We start from the raw sequence: 20,795 nt of genomic DNA on the forward strand, positions 1-20,795 counted from the left end.
GCTGTGCCTTGAGGTGCTTTGGCGAGGTCCGAATGCATCGGGCGTCCCATGAAAAAAAACAGGATCATTTGAAAAATGGCCACATACGAAATCCTGATTGCCGATGACCACCCACTTTTTCGTAGTGCCTTGCACCAAGCGCTGACCCTGGGCCTTGGCCCGGATGTCCGTCTGGTGGAAGTGGCGAGCATCGCCGAACTGGAAGTGCGCCTGACGGAAAAATCCGATTGGGATCTGGTACTGCTGGACCTGAACATGCCGGGAGCCTACGGTTTTTCCGGACTGGTCCTGCTGCGCGGTCAGTATCCGCAGATTCCGGTGGTCATGGTTTCGGCCCAGGAAGAGCCGACCATCATGGTCAAGTCTCGTGAATTCGGCGCCAGTGGCTTCATTCCTAAATCCAGCGACTTGAGTGTGATCCAGAAAGCCGTGCGTGCGGTCCTCGATGGTGACGTGTTCTGGCCGCCGCAGGCGTTCGAAGCGGTCAGCGTCTCGGAAGAGGCCAAGGCGGCCAGCGAAGGTCTTGCCAGCCTGACGCCGCAGCAATTCCGGGTGCTGACCATGGTCTGCGAAGGCTTGCTGAACAAGCAGATCGCCTACGAGCTGAGTGTTTCCGAGGCGACGATCAAGGCGCACGTGACCGCGATTTTCCGTAAACTGAATGTGCGGACCCGGACCCAGGCTGCGCTGCTCTTGCAACAACTTGAGTCAATTTCCAGCCATTAAAGGCTGGCGACTTCACGCTTTTTTGACTTTGGTTGATCTAGCTTTCCCACTTCTTTTTTGTCAGTTGCCCACTCTATGTCACCTTTCAAAGGCCAGACCGGCCTGAAACGTATTCTCAATGCCTCCGGTTATTCGCTGGACGGCCTGCGCGCAGCCTTCACCGGTGAAGCCGCCTTTCGGCAATTGGTATTGCTCAACGTCATCCTGATTCCCCTGTCGTTCTTCCTGAATGTCAGCCGGGTCGAACGGGCGTTGTTGATCGCGGTATGCCTGTTGGCGTTGATCGTCGAGTTGCTCAACTCGGCAGTGGAAGCGGCCATCGACCGCATTTCCCTTGAGCGGCACCCGCTGTCCAAGAATGCCAAGGACATGGGCAGTGCCGCCCAGTTCGTGGCATTGAGCATGATTGCCCTGGTGTGGGCGGTAATTCTGCTCTAGGCGATCGTCGGCAGCACGATCTCGTCGCTGCGCCGGACCCCGGCGGTGAAGGCGCGGCACAGATCGAGGAACTCGCGCATCGCCGAGGTCTGATATTTCTGTTTATGCCAGATGAAATAAAACTGTCGCGCCAGATCCAGATCCGGCGTCTCGACAGGCACCAGGCTGCCGCGGCGGAATGCGTCGCGCAAAGCCAGCCTGGAAATGCAGCCAATCCCCAAGCCTGACTCCACCGCGCGCTTGATCGCTTCGGTGTGCTCAAGCTCCAGGCGGATATTTAACGAAGTGCGGTGATGGCGCATGGCTTGATCGAAGGTCAACCGCGTGCCGGAGCCTTGTTCGCGCAAGATCCACGCTTCGTGGCTCAACTCGTCCATGGTCGCCGTACCGCGCCTGGCCAGCGGATGCTGAGGGGCGCAAAACACCACCAGTTCGTCCTCGACCCAGCTTTGTACTTCGATGTCCGGGTGACTGCAGTCGCCTTCGATTAGACCCAGATCAATTTCATAGTGGGCCACTTGCTGCACGATATTGGCAGTGTTCTGCACATGCAGCTTCACCTGGCTTTCCGGATGGCGCTGCATGAAACTGCCGATCAGCAGGGTGGCCAGGTAATTGCCGATGGTCAGGGTCGCGCCGACAGCCAGCGAGCCGAAGCCGGACTTGCCGTTGAGCAAGTCTTCGATTTCCTTGGCCTGGTCCAGCAAGGCCACAGCCTGGGGCAGCAGCTGTTTGCCGAGCGCGTTGAGGCTCAACCGTTTGCCGGCGCGGTCGAACAACTGGCAGCTGCACTGGCGCTCCAGCTCGGTGATCGAGGTGCTCGCCGCCGATTGCGAGAGGTTGAGCAGACCCGCAGCACGGGATACGCTTTCCTGCTGGGCGACGGCGACGAATACTTGAAGTTGACGGAGAGTAAATCGCATATCGATATAACCGATAACCCTTATCTTAATAATCCATTTAACAGATATTGTTACTGCTATTAGAATGCGATGCAATTGCGCACCGCTTCTTTAGAGCAGCGCATGCGCAGACCAAATCTCCAGGAGTCCCACGTACATGAGCAACATGAACCACGAGCGTGTCCTCAGTGTTCACCACTGGAACGACACTCTGTTCAGCTTCAAGTGCACCCGTGATCCGGGCCTGCGCTTCGAGAACGGTCAGTTCGTGATGATCGGCCTGCAACAGCCCAACGGCCGCCCGCTTATGCGCGCTTACTCGATTGCCAGCCCGAACTGGGAAGAGCATCTCGAGTTCTTCAGCATCAAGGTGCCTGATGGTCCGCTGACTTCGCAGTTGCAGCATCTGAAGGAAGGCGACGAGATCATCATCAGCAAGAAGCCTACCGGCACGCTGGTACTGGATGACTTGAAGCCTGGCAAACATTTGTACCTGCTCAGCACCGGTACCGGTCTGGCGCCGTTCATGAGCGTCATCCAGGACCCGGAAACCTACGAGCGTTTCGAAAAAGTGATCCTGTGCCACGGCGTGCGTTACGTCAACGAAGTCGCTTACCGCGAGTTCATCACCGAGCACCTGCCGCAGAACGAATTCTTTGGCGAAGCATTGCGTGACAAGTTGATCTACTACCCGACCGTGACCCGCGAGCCGTTCGAGAACGAAGGTCGCCTGACCGACCTGATGCGCAGCGGCAAGCTGTTCAGCGACATCGGCCTGCCACCGATCAACCCGCAGGACGACCGCGCCATGCTGTGCGGCAGCCCGAGCATGCTCGACGAGACCAGCGAAGTGCTGAACAGCTTCGGCCTGAAGGTTTCGCCGCGGATGCGCGAGCCGGGTGATTACCTGATCGAGCGTGCGTTCGTCGAGAAGTGACCGTAGGTCACTTGTAGGAGCGAGCCTGCTCGCGATGGAGGTCAACGATAACGCGGGAAGCTTGATACCCAGCGGCGTCCTCAGGTTTTTCGCGAGCAGGCTCGCTCCTACAGTAGATTTGCAGCGCATCTGAAAAGCCCGCATGACTTGGGAAGGTCATGCGGGCTTATTCGTTTCCGGCGTTCAGCCCTTTGCGGGAATGACTTCCAGTACGCGGATCAGCTCCGGTGTCGGGTAATGCCAACGCACATCCAGATCCCAGAACTGCGCGCCGTATTCCCGCTCCGGTGCAGGCGTTTGATAGGCCGGGCGCGGATCCTGCGCCAGGCATTGCTCGATCAGCTCAATCAAAGGCTCTGCAAGGCGCTGGGCATGCCCGTGAGCCTGTTGCAGCGCTGTATCCGTCCACTGTACGGGGATCAGCTGCGGCGCGGCGCTGGCGATGCTGTTGGAGGCTGTGTCGATGATATCGGCGTAGGGCACGTAGGGTTTGATATCGAGTATCGGCGTGCCATCCAGCAGATCGATGCCCGAGATCCACAAGCGGTTGGCTTCGACCTTGTCCAGTTTCACCACAGACTGCCCGATGCCATTGGGGCGGTGGGTGGCGCGGGTGGCGAACACGCCCATGGATTTGTTGCCGCCCAGGCGAGGAGGGCGGACTTTCAAGCGAGGCTTTTCTTCCAGGGCCTGGTGGAACAGGAACAACAGCCATACATGGCTGACCTGCTCCAGGCCCTGTACGGCGTCCCCTTGATCGAACGGTGCCACCAGTTCCAGCACGCCACGGGCGGCCGGGGCCAGTTGCGGCTGGCGCGGAATGGCGAACTTCTCCTTGAAGCAGGAGCGCACGAAGCCGATGGGGGAAACGCTGTAGGTCATGGTTTGGGGTCGAGGTGGATTTAGATAGGGCATGATGCCGCAAAGATCAAAAGATCGCAGCCTGCGGCAGCTCCTACAGAGGAATTCGTTCGGCGTAGGAGCTGCCGCAGGCTGCGATCTTTTAAAGACTGAACCCGCCATCCAGGGGAATGATATTCCCTGTCATGTAGACCCCTGCGGTACTCGCGGGTATAGACCTTTCTTTCGTTCATGGAACCTCCAAGTTGGCGAAATCATATCGCCCTTAAGAGGTGTCCGGAATTATTAGGCCAGTTCAGTAGCAATCAGCCTGGAGGTTTATTGCGGGCGAACGCGCAGGGTCAGGCCCTTGAGGAAATTGCGCAGCAGCTGGTCGCCGCACGGGCGATAGTTGGTGTGGCCGAACTTGCGAAACAGTGCGCTCAGCTCAGGCTTGGACACCGGGAACTCGGCGGCCTTGAGGATCGCGTGCATGTCGTCTTCTTTCAGCTCGAACGCGACCCGCAGCTTTTTCAGGATGATGTTGTTGGTCACCGGCACTTCGATCGGCTGCGGCGGACGGCTTTCGTCCTTGCCGCGCTTGAAGATCACCAGGCCGTCGAGGAAGTGCGCCATGACTTCGTCCGGGCAGCGTACGAAACCTTCCTCGTCTTCTTCTTTCTTGTCGAGGTACGTCAGCAGGTCCGGCAGGGTCACGTTCATGCCGCCGAGCTTGATGATCTCGATGACTTTTTTGTCGCTGATGTCGAGCATGTAGCGCACGCTGCGCAGTACGTCGTTATGAATCATGTGTGCAGTCCTGATAATTCGGCTATGGGCGCCGCCGAAAACAGCAGCGCCGAAAGGTGTGGTGGCGCGGGGAGCCTTAGAACTTCTCTTTGCCGGACAGGTAGCGCCATTGCCCCACGGGCACTTTGCCGATGGACACGCCACCGATGCGGATGCGGCGGATGGCGACGACCTTCAGGCCGACGGCTTGGCACAGCTGGGCGATGATGCCCGGTTGCGGGTTCTTCATGGCAAAGCGCAGGCGGTTTTCGTTCTGCCAGCTGGCCTTGACCGCCGGCAGCTCCTTGCCCTTGTAGGTCAGGCCGTGGTTCAGACGGTTGAGGCCGTGAGCCACCATCTCGCCTTCAACCTCGACCACATACTCTTGCTCGATCTTGCTGGAGTCGGCGGTGAGTTTGCGCAGGATTTTCCAGTCCTGGGTGAACACCAGCAGACCGCTGGCGTTGGCCTGCAGGTCAGTGCTGGCGGTCAGGCGCAGGAAGTGCCCGCGCAACGGGCGCTTGCCGTAGCGGTGTTCTTCGCTCAGGGTTTCGGCGCCGAGGGTGGCCATGGCGGTGTCTGCGTCCATGCCGGCGGGCACATTGAGCAGCAGGGTCACCGGTTCCGGAGCGGTGGCCTTGGCCTCTGGATCAAGCTCGACTTTCTGGGTGTCGACCTTGAATTGCGGCTCGTCGATGACCACGCCGTCGACGGTGACCCAGCCGCCCTCGATGAACAGCTCAGCCTCCCGACGGGAACAGCCGACGAGTTCGATGAGGCGTTTGGAGAGACGAATCGGGTCAGTCATGTCAGGGCCGTAACAAAAAGGGGGTGGGCATTGTACCTGCCTGGCGCCGGTTAATCCCGGTTCCATTTGCAGGAGCTGCCGAAGGCTGCGATCTTTTGATCTTAAAAGCAAAGATCGCAGCCTTCGGCAGCTCCTACATCGGTATCGGTGTTGGCTCAGCCATGGCGTGAATATTGTTGATCCTGACGCAAACGCATGTGCAGCAACGGATACGGCTGCCCCATGCCATCGACTTCCGAGCGACCGATCACCTCGAAGCCCTGCTTGAAGTAAAAGCCCAGGGCTTGCGGGTTCTGTTCGTTGACGTCCAGTTCGTCGGCGTTCAGGTGTTCCAGGGCATAGCGCAACAATTTCTTGCCCAGGCCTTGGCCGCGATGGTCGGGGTCGATGAAGAGCATTTCGATCTTGCCGGCCGCGACGCCGGCGAACCCGGTGATGCGTTGGTTCGAATCTTTGGTGCAGATCAGCATCACCGAGTCGAGGTAGCGGGTCAGCACCAGGTTTTTCAGCAGTTTGATGTAGCTGTCCGGTAGAAAGTCGTGGGTAGCGCGTACCGAGGCCTCCCAGACCCGGGTCAGTTCTTCGTAGTCGCCGAGTTTCGGCGTGTGGATGACCGAATGCTGACGCATGCCTGTCTGCCCCTGATGCGTGAGTGATGTGAGTCCGTTCAATCTCAAACGATAGCCGTAAAAAAGCCCCGCATCTCGTCAAGAGTGCGGGGCTTTGTGTATTTTTTGCGTTTAGATCTGTTCAGCCCACAGATCGTATTCGTCGGCGTCGGTCACTTTGCACCAGACCTTGTCGCCCGGCTTGAGGTTGCTGCCGTTGTCGATGAATACGTTGCCGTCGATTTCCGGGGCGTCGAAGAAGCAGCGACCCACCGCACCTTGCTCGTCGACTTCATCGACCAGCACTTCGATCTCGCGGCCAATGCGCATTTGCAGGCGCGCCGAGCTGATGGCCTGCTGGTGCGCCATGAAGCGCTCCCAACGGTCCTGCTTGACGTCGTCCGGGACGACTTCCAGGTCCAGGTCATTGGCCGGTGCGCCTTCTACCGGCGAGTACTGGAAGCAGCCGACACGGTCGAGCTGGGCTTCGGTCAGCCAGTTCAGCAGGTACTGGAAGTCTTCTTCGGTTTCGCCCGGGAAGCCGACGATGAAGGTCGAACGAATGATCAGGTCCGGACAGATTTCGCGCCAGTTCTTGATCCGTGCCAGGGTCTTGTCTTCGAAGGCTGGGCGTTTCATTGACTTGAGCACTTTCGGGCTGGCGTGCTGGAACGGGATGTCCAGGTACGGCAGGATCTTGCCGGCGGCCATCAGCGGGATCAGCTCGTCAACGTGCGGGTACGGGTAAACGTAGTGCAGGCGCACCCAGACACCGAGGGTGCTGAGGGCTTCGCAGAGTTCGGTCATGCGGGTTTTCACCGGCGCGCCGTTCCAGAAACCGGTGCGGTATTTCACGTCGACGCCATAGGCGCTGGTGTCCTGGGAGATCACCAGCAGTTCCTTGACGCCGGACTTGACCAGGCGCTGAGCCTCGTCGAGCACGTCACCGACCGGACGGCTGACCAGCTTGCCGCGCATCGACGGGATGATGCAGAAGCTGCAGCTGTGGTTGCAGCCTTCGGAGATCTTCAGGTAGGCGTAGTGGCGCGGGGTCAGTTTGATGCCTTGCGGCGGCACCAGGTCGATCAGCGGGTTGTGGTCCTGGCGCGGCGGCACGACTTCGTGCACGGCGTTGACCACTTGCTCGTACTGCTGCGGACCGGTCACGGCCAGCACGCTCGGATGTACGTTGCGAATGTTGCCTTCATCGACGCCCATGCAGCCGGTCACGATAACCTTGCCGTTTTCCTTGATGGCTTCGCCAATCACTTCCAGGGACTCGGCCTTGGCCGAATCGATGAAGCCGCAAGTGTTGACTACCACGACGTCGGCGTCCTGGTAGGTGGACACCACGTCATAGCCTTCCATGCGCAGCTGGGTAAGGATGCGCTCGGAGTCGACCAGTGCTTTGGGGCAACCCAGGGATACGAAGCCAACCTTTGGATTGGCCGGCGCAGGAGTGGTGGACATGTCTAACCTCGGTATTTTGTGACGCCGCTTGCCGGGTAGGGCAAAACCGACGGACGGGCGCTTGAACGGCGCCTCTGATCAAAAAGTGCGCAATTCTAGCGATCAGTCGTTCACTTGACCAGCTTTATGCAGGGAAATACGACGAGTGCTGCGCTATGCTTCGCGCCGTTACGCTTTACTGATTTTTTACTGTCAACAAAACGTCTGTAACGTGAAGTAAAACAGCGCATGCTGCACGACAAAGCATAGTGCTTCTTTCAAAGAAGCCCGGGTCTGAGAAGTAGGAGTGGTGGATGGGGCAGGCAAGTAGTCAGGCTGCAGGTGCCGAACATTCGGCGGTGAAGCCGATCGGCATGCTGGTCGCGGCAGTCGGGGTGGTTTATGGCGATATCGGCACCAGTCCGTTGTACACCCTCAAAGAAGTGTTTTCCGGAGGCTATGGTGTGCCGGTCAACCATGACGGGGTGCTGGGGATTCTGGCACTCATTTTCTGGTCGCTGATCTGGGTCGTGTCGATCAAGTACATGATGTTTGTGCTGCGCGCCGACAACCAGGGCGAAGGCGGGATCATGGCCTTGACCGCACTGGCCCGGCGGGCGGCGGCGGGGCACGCGAAATTGCGCATGTTGCTGGTGGTCTGCGGGCTGATCGGCGCGGCGTTGTTTTATGGCGACAGCATGATTACCCCGGCGATCTCCGTGTTGTCGGCGATTGAAGGCCTGGGGCTGGCCTTCGAAGGCATCGACCATTGGGTGGTGCCGCTGTCGCTGGTAGTGCTGGTCGCGCTGTTTCTGATCCAGCGTCACGGTACGGCACGCATCGGCATTCTGTTCGGGCCGATCATGGTCACCTGGTTCCTCGTGCTGGGGGCACTCGGCGTCTATGGCATCAGCCAGCATCCGGAAGTCCTGCAAGCGATGAACCCGGTATGGGGCGTACGTTTCTTCGTGGTCCATCCGGGCATGGGCGTGTCGATTCTCGGTGCCGTGGTGCTCGCACTGACCGGTGCCGAAGCACTGTACGCGGACATGGGCCACTTCGGCCGCAAGCCGATCGCTCGTGCCTGGTTCATCCTCGTGCTGCCGGCGTTGGTACTGAACTATTTTGGTCAGGGTGCCTTGCTGCTAGGCGACCCGGAGGCGGCCCGCAACCCGTTCTACCTGCTGGCACCGAGTTGGGCATTGCTCCCGCTGGTCGGCCTGTCGACACTGGCCACGGTGATTGCCTCACAAGCGGTAATTTCCGGTGCGTTCTCCCTGACCCGTCAGGCGATCCAGCTCGGTTACATTCCGCGCATGCACATCCAGCACACCTCCAGTGCTGAACAGGGCCAGATCTACATCGGCGCGGTGAACTGGGCGCTGATGGTCGGCGTGGTGCTGTTGGTGCTGGGTTTCGAATCCTCCGGTGCCCTGGCCTCGGCCTACGGTGTGGCGGTGACCGGGACCATGCTGATGACCAGCATTCTGGTGTCCGCGGTAATCCTGTTGCTGTGGAAGTGGCCGCCGGTCCTTGTGGTGCCGATCCTGTTGGGTTTCCTGTTGGTAGACGGTGTGTACTTCGCCGCCAACGTGCCGAAAATCGTTCAGGGCGGTGCATTCCCGGTGATCGCCGGTTTCGCGCTGTTTGTGCTGATGACCACCTGGAAGCGCGGCAAGCAGTTGCTGGTCGAGCGTATCGATGAGGGTGGATTGCCGCTGCCGATCTTCATCAGCAGCATTGCCGTACAACCGCCCCATCGGGTTCAGGGCACCGCTGTGTTCCTGACGGCACGGCCGGATGCCGTGCCCCACGCGCTATTGCACAACCTGCTGCACAACCAGGTACTGCACGAGCGAGTGGTGTTGCTGACGGTGGTGTACGAAGACATCCCGCGGGTGCCGCCAACACGACGGTTCGAGGTCGATGCCTATGGCGAAGGTTTCTACCGGGTGATTCTGCACTTCGGTTTTACCGACGAGCCGGACGTACCGAAGGCGTTGAAACTGTGTCATCTCGAAGAACTGGACTTCAGCCCGATGCGCACCACCTACTTCCTCAGCCGCGAAACGGTCATTGCCTCCAAGCTCGAAGGCATGTCGCGCTGGCGTGAGGCGCTGTTTGCGTTCATGTTGCAGAACGCCAACGGCAATTTGCGCTTCTTCAATCTGCCGTTGAACCGGGTGATTGAGTTGGGGACGCAGGTGGAGATGTAGGAGCGAGCTTGCTCGCGATGAACCTGAGATCACCACTGGGTGTCAGGTGTTCAGCGTTATCGTTGAAGACCGTCGCGAGCAGGCTCGCTCCTACAGGGATTTGTGGCGTTGAATGAAAAAGCCCCCGCTATCGTGAGATGGCGGGGGCTTTTCTTCAGCGAGGCTCAGATCACTCTTGAGCTTCTGCTTCTTTGGCTTGCCGCTTCTCGATCACATCCACCAGACGCTGTGCCAGCGCCGGATAGTTCTCGTCGAAGTGATGGCCGCCAGGCAGCTTGATGGCTTCGCCCACCGCCGTCTTGTCGGTGCAGCCGCTTTCGTCGGTTTCTTCCTCACCGTAGATGCACACCACTTTGGCGGCTGGCAGTTTGGCCATTTCCGGACCGGTGGCGGCTTCCTTGCCGGCGTTGCCGAGCCAGCCTTCGACTTCGATCTCGAAGCTGCCGGTACGGGCGAAGGCCAGCAGGATGATCGCGTCGACGCGTTGCTGCTCCGACTCGGCCAGGCGGTTGTAGATCGCTGGCAGAACATCTGCGCCGAACGAGTAACCGGTCAGGATGAAGCGCTTGGTGCCCCATTTCTGTCGGTAGTGTTGCATCAGTTCCGCCAGGTCCAGTGCGCTTTGCTCCGGGCTCTTGTGCTGCCAGTAGTAGCGCAGGGTGTCGATGCCGACTACCGGATAGCCGATCTTGGCCATCTCGCCCGCCACGTCGCGGTCGAGGTCGCGCCAGCCGCCATCACCGGACAGGAACAGGGTGACGGTGTCCCTGGCCTGGCCTGCTGGCACTTCGACCACCGGGATCTGTAGGCCGCCAGCAGCCTTGTCACCACCGACGAGGATCTTGCGCAGCTCGTTGTTCAGCACTTGTGGCAGGTTGATGTCGTAGTCGCTGATGCTGGTTTCGGCGTTCGGTTGATCGCGCACGAAGCCGGCGCTGGTGTCGTCCGGGTTGTCGTTCCATGCCGCCAGCCAGTGGCCGTGGGCCGCGCTTTTCGGCAGCAGGTGCGTGCAGCCAGGTTTTTCCAGGGCCAGGTCGACCGAAACGGCCTGAGCCTTGTCGTTCTTCTGCTCGGACAACCAGCGCCAGGCCAGCACGGCACCCGGGCCGATACCGCTGACCAGGGTCGCAGGGCCTTTGAGCTCTCTCAGGCCCGATTGCAGGGCACGGCTTTGCAGCAGGCAGTCCTTGGGCAGGATCACCTGGACAATCTGCGCCGCGCCGCTACGGCTGAGGGTCATCAATTGCTTGTCGCTGAGTTTCTGGTCTTCGTTGACCGCTACCAGCACCTGGGCGCGTGGCGTGGTGCCGGGGATGACGCGGGTCATCGCCGCACCGTCGGCCGGGGTCAGCAATTGGAGGGTCGGTTCCGGTGCCGGGCGTTTCAGGTACCAGTAACCGCCACCGAGAACCAGGGCCACTATCACCAGTGTGCCCAATACATACCGCAAGGAGCGTTGAATCATCAGCGTTTCACCAATCCGGTCAAGCCGCCCGCGATCAGGGCGGCAGTGTCGGCCAGCGCAACCAGCGGATCGAGTCCGGCGGGCACGGCCATATAACGGGGTTCCCAATCAGGCTGGAACTTGTCTTTGAAACGGCGCAAGCCCTGGAAGTTGTACAGCTGCTCACCACGGCGGAATACCATCGAGCCCAGGCGCTGGGTCAATGGCGCGCCGCGACGGGGTTGCAACCCCGACAACGGCACCATGCCCAGGCTGAAACGCGCGTACCCATGGTTTTTATAATGTTGAATCAGGCCGACCATCATGAACTCCATGGTCAGCTTCGGGGCATCCGGGTGCGCACGCATCAGGTCGAGGCTGGCCAGGTCATGGCCGTAGGTCTCGAGCAGGTTGGCGAACGCTACCGGGCGTCCTTCGAAACGAATCACCGCGATGCGGAAATACTTGAGGTAGTCATCACTGAAGCGGCCGAGAGAGAAGCCTTTCTCGCGCACGTTCTTGCCGGTCAGCCAGGCATCGGATATCACCTTGAGCTCATCCATTGGCGCGTGGCCCGGTTCATGGATTTCCAGGGACAGACCATCGCGGGTGCCTCGGTTCCAGGTGTAGCGCAGGTCCTTCATCTCTTTGCCCTTGGCTTCGAGATCAAAGCGCTTGAGGTCGACCCGGGCTTCTTCGCCGAGCTTGATCGCGGTCAGGCCGATGTCCATGTAGTACGGCAGGTTCTCGGCGCGCACTTGATAGAACACGGGACGGGCGTGGTGGATGTCGCACAGGTCGCGGAACTGCCAGATCATTTCTGCCCGTTGCTGGCCCGGGCCGATCGGGTCATACAACGCTACCAGGCTGCGGCCACGGCGGGCGTACATCAGGAACGCCTCGTCGTTGGGGTGAAACAGCAGCGCCTTGTCACCGGTCAGGGCCAGGCCGCCATCCGGTTGGGCCGATGCCATGAGGATCTTGCTGGCGCGCTCCAGTTCGTCGGGCGTCGGCAGGTGGATCACCGGACGCGCGGTGCGCAGCAGCCAGGTCAGCGACACCACCATCAGCAGCACGGCAGCCCCGAGCAATGAACGCAGGCCGCGAGGGGCATCGGCGTCCAGAGTGAACTGCCACCAGAGCTGGTGGCTGTATGGAACGTCCTGATAGGCGAACAGCAGCAACCAGATCGACGCACCGAGCACGCACAGGCTGGCCACCAGGTACAGCGGCGAGAACGGTACTTCGGTCAGGCGGCTGGGGCGATAGAACGAGCGACGGAATACCCCGAGCAGGCTCGCCGTCAGCACCATCAGGCTGGCTTCCTCCCAGTCAAAGCCTTTGAGCAGTGAGAGCAGGGCGCCGACCAGCAACAGAATGGTGGTCAGCATCCATGCGGCCGACAGCCGGCGACGCAGCCCCTGGGCCAGCAACAGGCAAAGAACGCCGACCAGGCTGGCACCAAAGTGCGAAGCATCGACCAGTCGATGGGGGATCAGAAAACCGATGTGTTCCAGGCGGGTATCGATTTCCGGGGTGGCGCCGGAGAACAGCAGGACAACACCGGACAGGAATACCAGCACCGCCAGTATCGGAGCCGCCAGGCCTGAGGCCGCGCGCAATGTCTGGCGTGTCTGGAACAGGCGCTGACCTTCGTTGATCAGCAACAGCAGGCAGGCCACCAGCAAGGGCAGGACCACGTAGATCAAGCGATAGAGCAGCAGGGCGGCCGCCAGTGGCGCAGCACCGAGGGTATCGGAAAACGCCGCGAGCAAAATCGCCTCGAACACCCCGACACCACCCGGCACATGGCTGAGCACGCCGGCGGCCAGCGCCAGCAGGTAAACCAGCAGGAACGCACCGAAGGGCGGTGTTTCCGGCAGCAGCAGATAGAGCACGGTCGCGGCGGCTGCTACGTCCAGGGCTGTGATGATCAATTGCAGGAACGTCAGGCGACGCCCGGGCAGGCGCAAGGTGCGGCGCCCGACCTTGACCAGCAGGTTGTCCGGGTAAGGCTGTTCCGGCAGCCGCCGACGGTAGATACCGATAGCCAGCACCGAAAACAGTACGAGCACGGCACCTGCCACCACACCCAGCAACGTCTCGGAGAGTCCCAGGGCGGTGGACGCCGCCGGCAGGTCGCTGAGCGTCGCCAGGGCAGCCAGCGGCGGCAGGGCGCAACCCAGCGAGAGGCTGGCGAACAATGTCATGCGGGCGACTTCAGCCGCTCCCAGACCATGACGGGCATAGAGGCGATAGCGCACCGAACCGCCCGACAACATTGAAAGACCGATGGCGTTGCCAATGGCAAAGGCCGTGAAACCACCCAGCGCCAACTCGCGCGGTGCCAGGCTTACCCCGGCATAGCGGCTGGCCGACCATTCGTAGCCGAGCAGAATGATGAAGCCCACCACGGTTGCGCCCAGTGCGCCCAGCAAGGCAGGTTTCGGGACTTCGAGGATCGAATCGTGCAGCGCGTAAAGATCGAGTTCGCTCAACAGGTGGCGACAGGCAATCAGCGCGATCGCGAACAACAGCAGGGTGACCGCCAGGCCAATGGGTTGACGGTATTTGCTCAAACGATCGAGCAGGCGCAGACGCTCAGCCTTGATCGGTTGTGTCGCTGTGACAGTGTCTTGTGAGTCAGACGAGTTGGCGCGCATCAATCACCTCTTGGATTGTGCGCGACAGGATGGGGGTATCCAGCCAAGTTACCAATCCCTGCAGAAAAAAATAATCACAAATATTAACGCCTATCACCGGGCAACGGGGACGGCGCGTCATCAGTCGTGAAGGCTTCAGCCTGCGATAGAGCATAGTCTGAACCCGGCGCATGGGTGCTCCCCAAACGGCTTGCTTCACAGTGACAGGTCATTGTTGCGAAAGGACTTTTTCAACAGATACAAAAAAGGCCACTCTTTCGAGTAGCCTTTTTTGATGTTTGGTTGCGGGAGCCGGATTTGAACCGACGACCTTCGGGTTATGAGCCCGACGAGCTACCAGACTGCTCCATCCCGCGTCTGTGTGGCGGCATTCTATAGAGATACGCCGAGGTGTCAACCGTTAATCCTGAAGCAGGTCAAATAAATGTTGAATCGCGGCAAACGGTCGCAGCGATGGCCTAAGTTTCGGAATCAGAACGATTTCCGGTTTCGGTGTCGTTGAGTGTCCAGGCCTTGTTTCGGTGTTCGATGCTACAAAACGAGCACGCACAAAAAAGGCCACTCTTTCGAGTAGCCTTTTTTGATGTTTGGTTGCGGGAGCCGGATTTGAACCGACGACCTTCGGGTTATGAGCCCGACGAGCTACCAGACTGCTCCATCCCGCGTCTGTGTGGCTCATTCTATAGAGATGCGCTCGGGTGTCAACCTCCAATTCCGATAAAACCTCTTCCTGTTCAATCGGTTAGCGTTCAAAAGGGGAGGTCGACCGGTCTGTGAGGCAGGCAGGACAAGGCCTGCGCGTCTATTGAAAGTAATTTTTCGATTGAAAAAATAAATTCACAATCGACTCTTCCTACGATTGGAAAAGAACATTCAGACTACTGGTGCTATATACAGGTGTCGGTGAGATACTGTTTGTCCGGCACGCCATGACGCCTTTTCTTTGCCATGAACACGGCTTTGCTATGACTCAACGCAAGATCATCCACGTCGATTGTGACTGCTTCTATGCAGCCATCGAAATGCGCGACGACCCACGCCTGGCCGGTAAACCACTGGCGGTAGGTGGGGCGGCGGACCGGCGCGGGGTGATCGCCACCTGCAATTATGAGGCGCGAGCGTACGGGGTGCGTTCGGCGATGTCCTCCGGGCATGCCTTGAAACTGTGCCCGGACCTGACCATCGTCAAGCCACGCATGGACGCCTATAGAGAAGCTTCCAGGGAAATCCACACGATCTTTCGCGATTACACCGAGATCATCGAGCCGCTCTCGCTCGATGAGGCGTACCTCGATGTGTCGGACAGTGCGCATTTCGGTGGTAGCGCAACGCGCATCGCCCAGGACATCCGGCGCCGGGTCTCCAACCAGTTGCATATCACCGTGTCGGCGGGTGTGGCGCCGAACAAGTTTCTGGCCAAGATCGCCAGTGACTGGAAAAAGCCCAATGGCCTGTTCGTCATCACGCCGGACCAGGTCGAGGATTTTGTCAGTGGCTTGCCGGTGAGTAAATTGCACGGGGTCGGAAGAGTCACCGCCGACAAACTCGGCAAGCTGGGGATCACCGATTGCCTGCAATTGCGCGAGTGGGACAAGTTGGCGCTGGTGCGTGAATTCGGCAGCTTTGGCGAGCGACTCTGGAGCCTGGCCCGTGGGATCGATGACCGCGTGGTGCACAACGACAGTCGTCGTCAGTCGATCAGTGTCGAAAACACCTACGACGTCGATCTGCCAGATCTGAAGAGTTGCCTGGATAAATTGCCCGAGCTGCTGGAGACCCTGGCTGGCCGCATGGCGCGAATTGACAGCAGCTATCGTCCGGGCAAGCCATTCGTCAAAGTGAAGTTCCACGACTTCACCCAGACGACATTGGAGCAGGCCGGGGCAGGGCGGGATCTGGGCAGTTATCAGTTGATGCTGACCCAGGCCTTCAATCGCGGCGGTAAACCCGTGCGGTTGTTGGGCGTCGGCGTGCGGCTGGAGGACTTGCGGGGCGGGTTCGAGCAGATGGAGTTGTTTGAGCGGTAAATTCTGAAACACAAAAGATCGCAGCCTGCGGCAGCTCCTACAGAAGAACGCGATCTGTTGTAGGAGCTGCCGCAGGCTGCGATCTTTTTTTGGGGTTTAGTTCAGCCCCGGATTAGCCACCAGTCGCTCGCCATTGCGGGCCAGTGACTTGAGGAATTCGGTCTGCAATTCAGGATCATTGCGCGTCAGTTCGATCAGGCTCTGTTCCAGCTCACTGGCTTCCTCTTCAAGACCCAGCTCCGACAGGCGTTTGACCCGGTGGACCCATTGGCTGACTTCGTCACCTTCGAGGTCGTCATAAATCAACCCGTGGGCCTCATAGAGCTTGCTGCGCAAGTTGCTGCTGATGACCAGGGTGGAATCGTTGTGCACGTTGCCCTGGGCATCCTCAACACGGATCAGCAAGCGGCTCAGATGATTGATGTCATGTTCGGCGAACGGGTTGTCCAACAGATTCAGGCGTAACACGCCGTTTTTGTCGGTGGTCAGCTCGAAGGTTTCCTTGCCGGCCTTGACCTCGACCGGGCGCTCGCTCCAGGGCAGGCTTGAATATTCCGTACGCTTGTCGTGCTGGACTTCATCAATGCCGGCCAGGTTCTGCTGCGCGCGCCCGTGGGACTGCACGTTCATGAACGGGTTGAGCCCGGCGAAACCGTAGCTCAGCCAATCCTTGGTCACGCTGTCCGGCAGATTGCCGAGGGCGAACACATTGACCACGTTGGCACCGACACCCGCCACCACGGCCACCGCGCCCAGCGGGATTTCGTAAATCTCCCGCCAGGGTTGGTACGGCGTATAGCGGTCGTAGTGACGCGTGACTTCGTACTCGGTGACTTCGAAAGTCTTCTGCTCGTGAATTTTCACCCGCCGTTGCGGCAGCTCAAGCACCTTGGGCTCACCGACATCGATCTGCAGGCTGTGATCGAGCAGTTTGCGCTCGACACGTTCCTCTTGCTCGCTGCGTTGTGACATGTGGTTGGCACAGCCGCTGACCAGCAGGGTGCCGCACAAGGCGGCACCACCGAGGCCTAAGGTGTTTCGCTTGAACATGACGCCTCTATGTCTGGTATCAGCGGCGGATGCGGGCCTGAAGGAACGACAGTACGTCGTCGACCGGCAGCGCTTGCGCATCGGCCTCGGTGCGGCTCTTGTATTCCAGGTTGCCTTCGGCCAGGCCGCGGTCGCTGACCACGATCCGGTGTGGAATGCCGATCAGCTCCATGTCCGCGAACTTGATGCCCGGGCTGGTTTTCTTGTCGCGGTCGTCGAGCAGCACTTCGAAGCCGGCAGCGGTGAGTTGCGCGTACAGCTTGTCGGTGGCTTCACGAACCTGTTCGGTTTCGTAGCGCAGCGGCACCAGGGCGATCTGGAAGGGCGCGAGGGTGTCGCTCCAGATGATCCCGTTTTCGTCGTTGTTCTGCTCGATGGCAGCCGCTACCACGCGGGACACGCCGATGCCGTAGCAGCCCATTTCCAGGGTGACCGGCTTGCCGTTTTCGCCCAGCACTTCGCACTTCATCGCTTTGCTGTACTTGTTGCCCAGCTGGAAGATGTGCCCGACTTCGATGCCGCGCTTGATTTCCAGGGTGCCTTTGCCGTCCGGGCTCGGGTCGCCGGCCACAACGTTGCGCAGGTCGGCAACGGTCGGAACAGGCAAGTCGCGCTCCCAGTTCACGCCGAAGTAGTGTTTGTCGTCGATGTTGGCGCCGATGCCGAAGTCGCTCATCAGTTCGACCGAACGGTCGATGATGATCGGCAGCGGCAGGTTCAACGGACCCAGGGAACCGGCACCGGCGCCAATGGCGTCGCGCAGTTCGCTTTCCGAAGCCATGACCAGCGGGCTGGCAACGCCTGGCTGGTTGGCCGCCTTGATTTCGTTCAGCTCATGGTCGCCACGGATGATCAGGGCAATCAGCTTGCCTTTCTCTTCGGCGTGCACCACGAGGGTCTTGATGGTTTTCTCGATCGGCAGGTTGAAGCCTTCGACCAGTTGCGCAATGGTCTTGGCATTCGGCGTGTCGACCAGGCGCAGTTCTTCGCTCGGAGCGGCGCGCGAGGATTCCCGTGGCACAGCCTCGGCTTTCTCGATGTTCGCCGCGTAGTCGGAACCGTTACTGAAGACGATGTCGTCTTCGCCCGATTCGGCCAGAACGTGGAACTCGTGGGAGCCGGCGCCGCCGATGGAGCCGTTGTCGGCTTCAACAGGGCGGAATCTCAGGCCCAGACGGGTGAACACGTTGCAGTAAGCCTGGTGCATGCGGTCGTAGGTGACCTGCAGCGAAGGCTGGTCGGCGTGGAAGGAGTAGGCGTCCTTCATGATGAATTCGCGGCCACGCATCAAGCCGAAGCGTGGGCGGGTTTCGTCACGGAATTTGGTCTGGATCTGGTACAGGTTGATCGGCAGCTGCTTGTAGCTGCTCAATTCGTTGCGCATCAGATCGGTGATGACTTCTTCGTGGGTGGGACCTGCGCAGAAGTCGCGACCGTGGCGATCCTTGAAGCGCAGCAATTCAGGGCCGTACTCTTCCCAGCGCCCGGATTCCTGCCACAGCTCAGCCGGTTGCGTGCTCGGCATCAACACTTCGAGAGAGCCGGCGGCGTTCATTTCTTCACGAACGACAGCTTCGACCTTGCGCATTACCCGCAAGCCCATCGGCAGCCAGGTATACAGGCCCGAGGCGAGTTTGCGGATCATGCCGGCGCGCAGCATCAGCTGGTGGCTGATCACGACCGCGTCGGAAGGCGTTTCTTTTTGTGTGGCGAGCAAAAATTGACTGGTGCGCATGGTTGGCCGTTATCGATTGCTGATGACGAGAAGTGACGGAGCATTGTACGGGCGAGATCCGCTGGCGTACAGGCGCGCGGTCAGTGGTGTGGCAGGAGGGCACGATTCACTCGGCCCTCCGCGATTGTTCCTGAGTAAAGATCCTACGATTCTTCGGTGACCGGGGTCTGCACCGGTTCCGGTGTCGGTGTCGGACCTGCGCGGCGGTTCTCCTGGAACCAGTGCAAGGCGATCAACAGCAGGGTCGGGACGCCCAGCAGGGCGGTGATCAGAAAGAAATTGTGGTAACCGAATTTTTCCACCATGACCCCGGAATAGCCACCGATCAGGCGCGGCAGCAACAGCATGATCGAGCTGAGCAGGGCGTATTGGGTGGCGGAGAACTTGAGGTTGGTCAGGCTCGACAGGTAGGCGACGAACGCCGAGGTGGCCAGGCCTGAACTGAAGTTGTCCAGGGAGATGGTCAGCACCAGCATGTTCAGGTTGGGGCCCATATCGGCGAGTATCAGGAACAGGATGTTGGTCGCCGCGGATGCGACGCCGCCGATAAACAGGATCGGCAAGATGCCGAAACGCACGATCAGCAGGCCGCCCATGCCGGCACCCACCAGGGTCATGATCAGGCCGAAGATTTTGCTGACGCTGGCGATCTGGTCCTTGGTGAAGCCCTGGTCGATGTAGAACACGTTGGCCATCACGCCCATGACCGTATCGGACATCCGATAGGTGGCGATCAGGCCGAGTAGTAGCAACGCTTGCCAGCGGTATCGCAGGATGAAGTCGTTGATCGGAGTCAGCACGGGTGCCAGGCCGCGACGGCCCATGGCCGAGAGGCACAGGGCGGTGAGCGTGATATAGAGGATGGCCCGCAGGAACGCGCGGTCTTCGAGCAGCAGGTCGAGCACGCTCACGCCTTCGAACAGTACGCTGGCGAAGTCGGTGTAGTAGAGCTGGGTGAACATGGCCGGCACGGACACCAGCAAAATGATCAGCACGAACACCGAGGCCAGTTGATGCACGAAGCTGTAGCGACCGGCCTGCAGTTGCGTGCGCAACGGCACGGGTGGTTCGCGCATGAACGTGGAAGTCAGCAGTGCCGGGACCATCAGCACCCCGAACAGAATGTAAGTGCCGGCCCAGGCCGAATGCTTGTAGTTGAAGCCGGTGGAGCCAAAGCCTTCGGCGAAGTACAGCGCGCCTGCAGTCGCCAGCAGCGCGGCGACCCGGTAGCCGGACATGTAGCTGGCGGCCAGGGCGGCCTGACGATTGTCTTCGGCGATTTCCAGGCGATAGGCGTCTACCGCAATATCCTGCGTCGCTGATGCGAAAGCGACGACCACGGCAATGGCGATCAGCCAGGACAAATGCTTTTGCGGATCGCAGAAACCCATCCCGATCAGGCCAAGGATGACCAGTGCCTGGGACAGCACGAGCCAGGATCGTCGTCGACCGAGTTTGCCAAGCAATGGCAGTCGCCATTGGTCGAGCAACGGTGACCAGACCCATTTGAAGGCATATGCCAGGCCAATCAGGCTTGCATAGCCAATGGTTTCACGCGCCACGCCAGCCTCACGCAGCCAGACTGAAAGCGTTGAAAACACCAGCATGTAGGGCAGGCCGGCGGCGAAACCAAGCAGCAACAGCACGAGTGTCGAAGGGCTGGCATAAGCGGCGAGCGCGGCGCGCCAGGTTTTACGGGGCATGGGCTGGAGTCTGCCTCAAGAAATACGGAAACAAAGCGCGCACTCTAACCGCTGTGCTCTACCGGACGCCAGCCATGGCGCTGAATATCAACACGATTATTCAGGACACTGATGCCCTCCATGCGTAATCGTACGCGCTGCTCCTCGCCCGAAGGGCTGCCCGCCGGCAGGCTGATACGCCCGTTTGCACCCAGAACGCGATGCCAGGGTAATTTGCTGTCGCTCGGCAATTGGCTGAGGGTGCGGCCGACCCAGCGGGCGGCGCGACCCAGTCCTGCAAGCTCGGCCAATTGACCGTAGCTGACGACTTTGCCCTCGGGAACTTGCGCCAGTGTCAGATACAGCGCCGTGCGTCGGATTTGCGCCGCACTCTCGGGTTCATCGGTTGGATCGGTCACGTCCGTCATTCCTGAAGAAGTCTGCTTTACCATCTATAGAGTAAATCCTGTACAGGCGGTTG

At 59.9% G+C, this 20,795-nt stretch carries 17 protein-coding genes and 2 tRNA genes; 5 read left to right on the forward strand and 14 right to left on the reverse strand.

The genetic code is table 11. The annotated features are described in order from the left end of the window. Window positions 1-75: 75 nt before the first annotated feature. Both erdR and KGA83_RS26185 read left to right on the forward strand, forming a co-directional pair. Window positions 76-726: a response regulator transcription factor ErdR gene (erdR, locus tag KGA83_RS26180; RefSeq protein WP_108216688.1), complete on the forward strand. Its 651-nt coding sequence runs from the start codon at window positions 76-78 to the stop codon at window positions 724-726. A gap of 75 nt (window positions 727-801) precedes the next feature. After that, a complete protein-coding gene (locus KGA83_RS26185; protein ID WP_007996906.1) occupies window positions 802-1,164 on the forward strand; it encodes a diacylglycerol kinase in 363 nt (120 codons plus the stop codon). Here KGA83_RS26185 and KGA83_RS26190 read toward each other — a convergent pair. Beyond that, window positions 1,161-2,087: a LysR family transcriptional regulator gene (locus KGA83_RS26190; RefSeq protein ID WP_108216689.1), complete on the reverse strand. Its 927-nt coding sequence runs from the start codon at window positions 2,085-2,087 to the stop codon at window positions 1,161-1,163. The genes KGA83_RS26185 and KGA83_RS26190 overlap by 4 nt on opposite strands. Before the next feature lie 136 nt (window positions 2,088-2,223). On the opposite strand from KGA83_RS26190, the gene fpr reads away from it, so the two are divergent. Beyond that, window positions 2,224-3,003, forward strand: coding sequence for a ferredoxin-NADP reductase (gene fpr / locus KGA83_RS26195; RefSeq protein ID WP_003443014.1), 780 nt, complete (start codon window positions 2,224-2,226; stop codon window positions 3,001-3,003). Window positions 3,004-3,186: 183 nt separating this feature from the next. On the opposite strand, the gene tsaA is transcribed toward fpr, so the two are convergent. The 5 genes from tsaA to rimO all read right to left on the reverse strand — a co-directional run bounded on the left by tsaA (window position 3,187) and on the right by rimO (window position 7,518). Continuing rightward, a complete protein-coding gene (gene tsaA / locus KGA83_RS26200; protein ID WP_108216690.1) occupies window positions 3,187-3,885 on the reverse strand; it encodes a tRNA (N6-threonylcarbamoyladenosine(37)-N6)-methyltransferase TrmO in 699 nt (232 codons plus the stop codon). Between the two features lie 297 nt (window positions 3,886-4,182). Then, complete coding sequence (locus KGA83_RS26205) at window positions 4,183-4,653, reverse strand: DUF1456 family protein (protein ID WP_108216691.1); 471 nt, start codon at window positions 4,651-4,653, stop codon at window positions 4,183-4,185. 76 nt (window positions 4,654-4,729) lie between these two features. Continuing rightward, a complete protein-coding gene (locus KGA83_RS26210) occupies window positions 4,730-5,440 on the reverse strand; it encodes an rRNA pseudouridine synthase (protein WP_007992725.1) in 711 nt (236 codons plus the stop codon). 155 nt (window positions 5,441-5,595) lie between these two features. Next, entirely contained in the window at window positions 5,596-6,069 is a 474-nt protein-coding gene (locus tag KGA83_RS26215) for a GNAT family N-acetyltransferase (protein WP_108216692.1), read from the reverse strand. A gap of 111 nt (window positions 6,070-6,180) precedes the next feature. Further along, window positions 6,181-7,518 carry a 30S ribosomal protein S12 methylthiotransferase RimO gene (gene rimO, locus KGA83_RS26220; protein WP_108216693.1) on the reverse strand — a complete coding sequence of 446 codons (1,338 nt, stop codon included), beginning with the start codon at window positions 7,516-7,518 and terminating at the stop codon, window positions 6,181-6,183. Window positions 7,519-7,811: 293 nt separating this feature from the next. On the opposite strand from rimO, the gene KGA83_RS26225 reads away from it, so the two are divergent. Continuing rightward, complete coding sequence (locus tag KGA83_RS26225; RefSeq protein ID WP_108216694.1) at window positions 7,812-9,713, forward strand: potassium transporter Kup; 1,902 nt, start codon at window positions 7,812-7,814, stop codon at window positions 9,711-9,713. A 169-nt stretch (window positions 9,714-9,882) separates the two neighbouring features. Here the strand turns inward: KGA83_RS26225 and KGA83_RS26235 are convergent, their stop codons facing one another. The 4 genes from KGA83_RS26235 to KGA83_RS26250 form a co-directional block, all read right to left on the reverse strand. Further along, window positions 9,883-11,178, reverse strand: coding sequence for a virulence factor family protein (locus tag KGA83_RS26235; RefSeq protein ID WP_115947760.1), 1,296 nt, complete (start codon window positions 11,176-11,178; stop codon window positions 9,883-9,885). Continuing rightward, window positions 11,178-13,820, reverse strand: a complete 2,643-nt coding sequence (mprF, locus tag KGA83_RS26240) for a bifunctional lysylphosphatidylglycerol flippase/synthetase MprF (protein ID WP_108216696.1) — start codon at window positions 13,818-13,820, stop codon at window positions 11,178-11,180. Before mprF ends, KGA83_RS26235 begins: the two co-directional genes overlap by 1 nt. A 279-nt stretch (window positions 13,821-14,099) precedes the next feature. Beyond that, a tRNA-Met gene (locus KGA83_RS26245) sits at window positions 14,100-14,176 on the reverse strand. A gap of 232 nt (window positions 14,177-14,408) precedes the next feature. Then, window positions 14,409-14,485, reverse strand: a tRNA-Met gene (locus KGA83_RS26250). A 300-nt stretch (window positions 14,486-14,785) separates the two neighbouring features. Here KGA83_RS26250 and dinB point away from each other — a divergent pair. Then, window positions 14,786-15,847 carry a DNA polymerase IV gene (dinB, locus tag KGA83_RS26255; RefSeq protein ID WP_108216697.1) on the forward strand — a complete coding sequence of 354 codons (1,062 nt, stop codon included), beginning with the start codon at window positions 14,786-14,788 and terminating at the stop codon, window positions 15,845-15,847. A gap of 96 nt (window positions 15,848-15,943) precedes the next feature. On the opposite strand, the gene KGA83_RS26260 is transcribed toward dinB, so the two are convergent. From KGA83_RS26260 to KGA83_RS26275, 4 genes are all read right to left on the reverse strand, one after another. Further along, window positions 15,944-16,897, reverse strand: a complete 954-nt coding sequence (locus KGA83_RS26260; protein ID WP_108216698.1) for a hypothetical protein — start codon at window positions 16,895-16,897, stop codon at window positions 15,944-15,946. Between the two features lie 19 nt (window positions 16,898-16,916). After that, window positions 16,917-18,632 carry a proline--tRNA ligase gene (locus KGA83_RS26265; RefSeq protein WP_223531200.1) on the reverse strand — a complete coding sequence of 572 codons (1,716 nt, stop codon included), beginning with the start codon at window positions 18,630-18,632 and terminating at the stop codon, window positions 16,917-16,919. A gap of 143 nt (window positions 18,633-18,775) precedes the next feature. After that, window positions 18,776-20,335, reverse strand: coding sequence for an AmpG family muropeptide MFS transporter (locus tag KGA83_RS26270; protein ID WP_108216700.1), 1,560 nt, complete (start codon window positions 20,333-20,335; stop codon window positions 18,776-18,778). Window positions 20,336-20,379: 44 nt separating this feature from the next. Continuing rightward, window positions 20,380-20,733: an MGMT family protein gene (locus KGA83_RS26275; RefSeq protein WP_223531201.1), complete on the reverse strand. Its 354-nt coding sequence runs from the start codon at window positions 20,731-20,733 to the stop codon at window positions 20,380-20,382. Window positions 20,734-20,795: the final 62 nt, after the last annotated feature.

Origin of the sequence: Pseudomonas sp. GL-R-19 (assembly GCF_019956375.1) — a bacterium.
Classification (GTDB): domain Bacteria; phylum Pseudomonadota; class Gammaproteobacteria; order Pseudomonadales; family Pseudomonadaceae; genus Aquipseudomonas.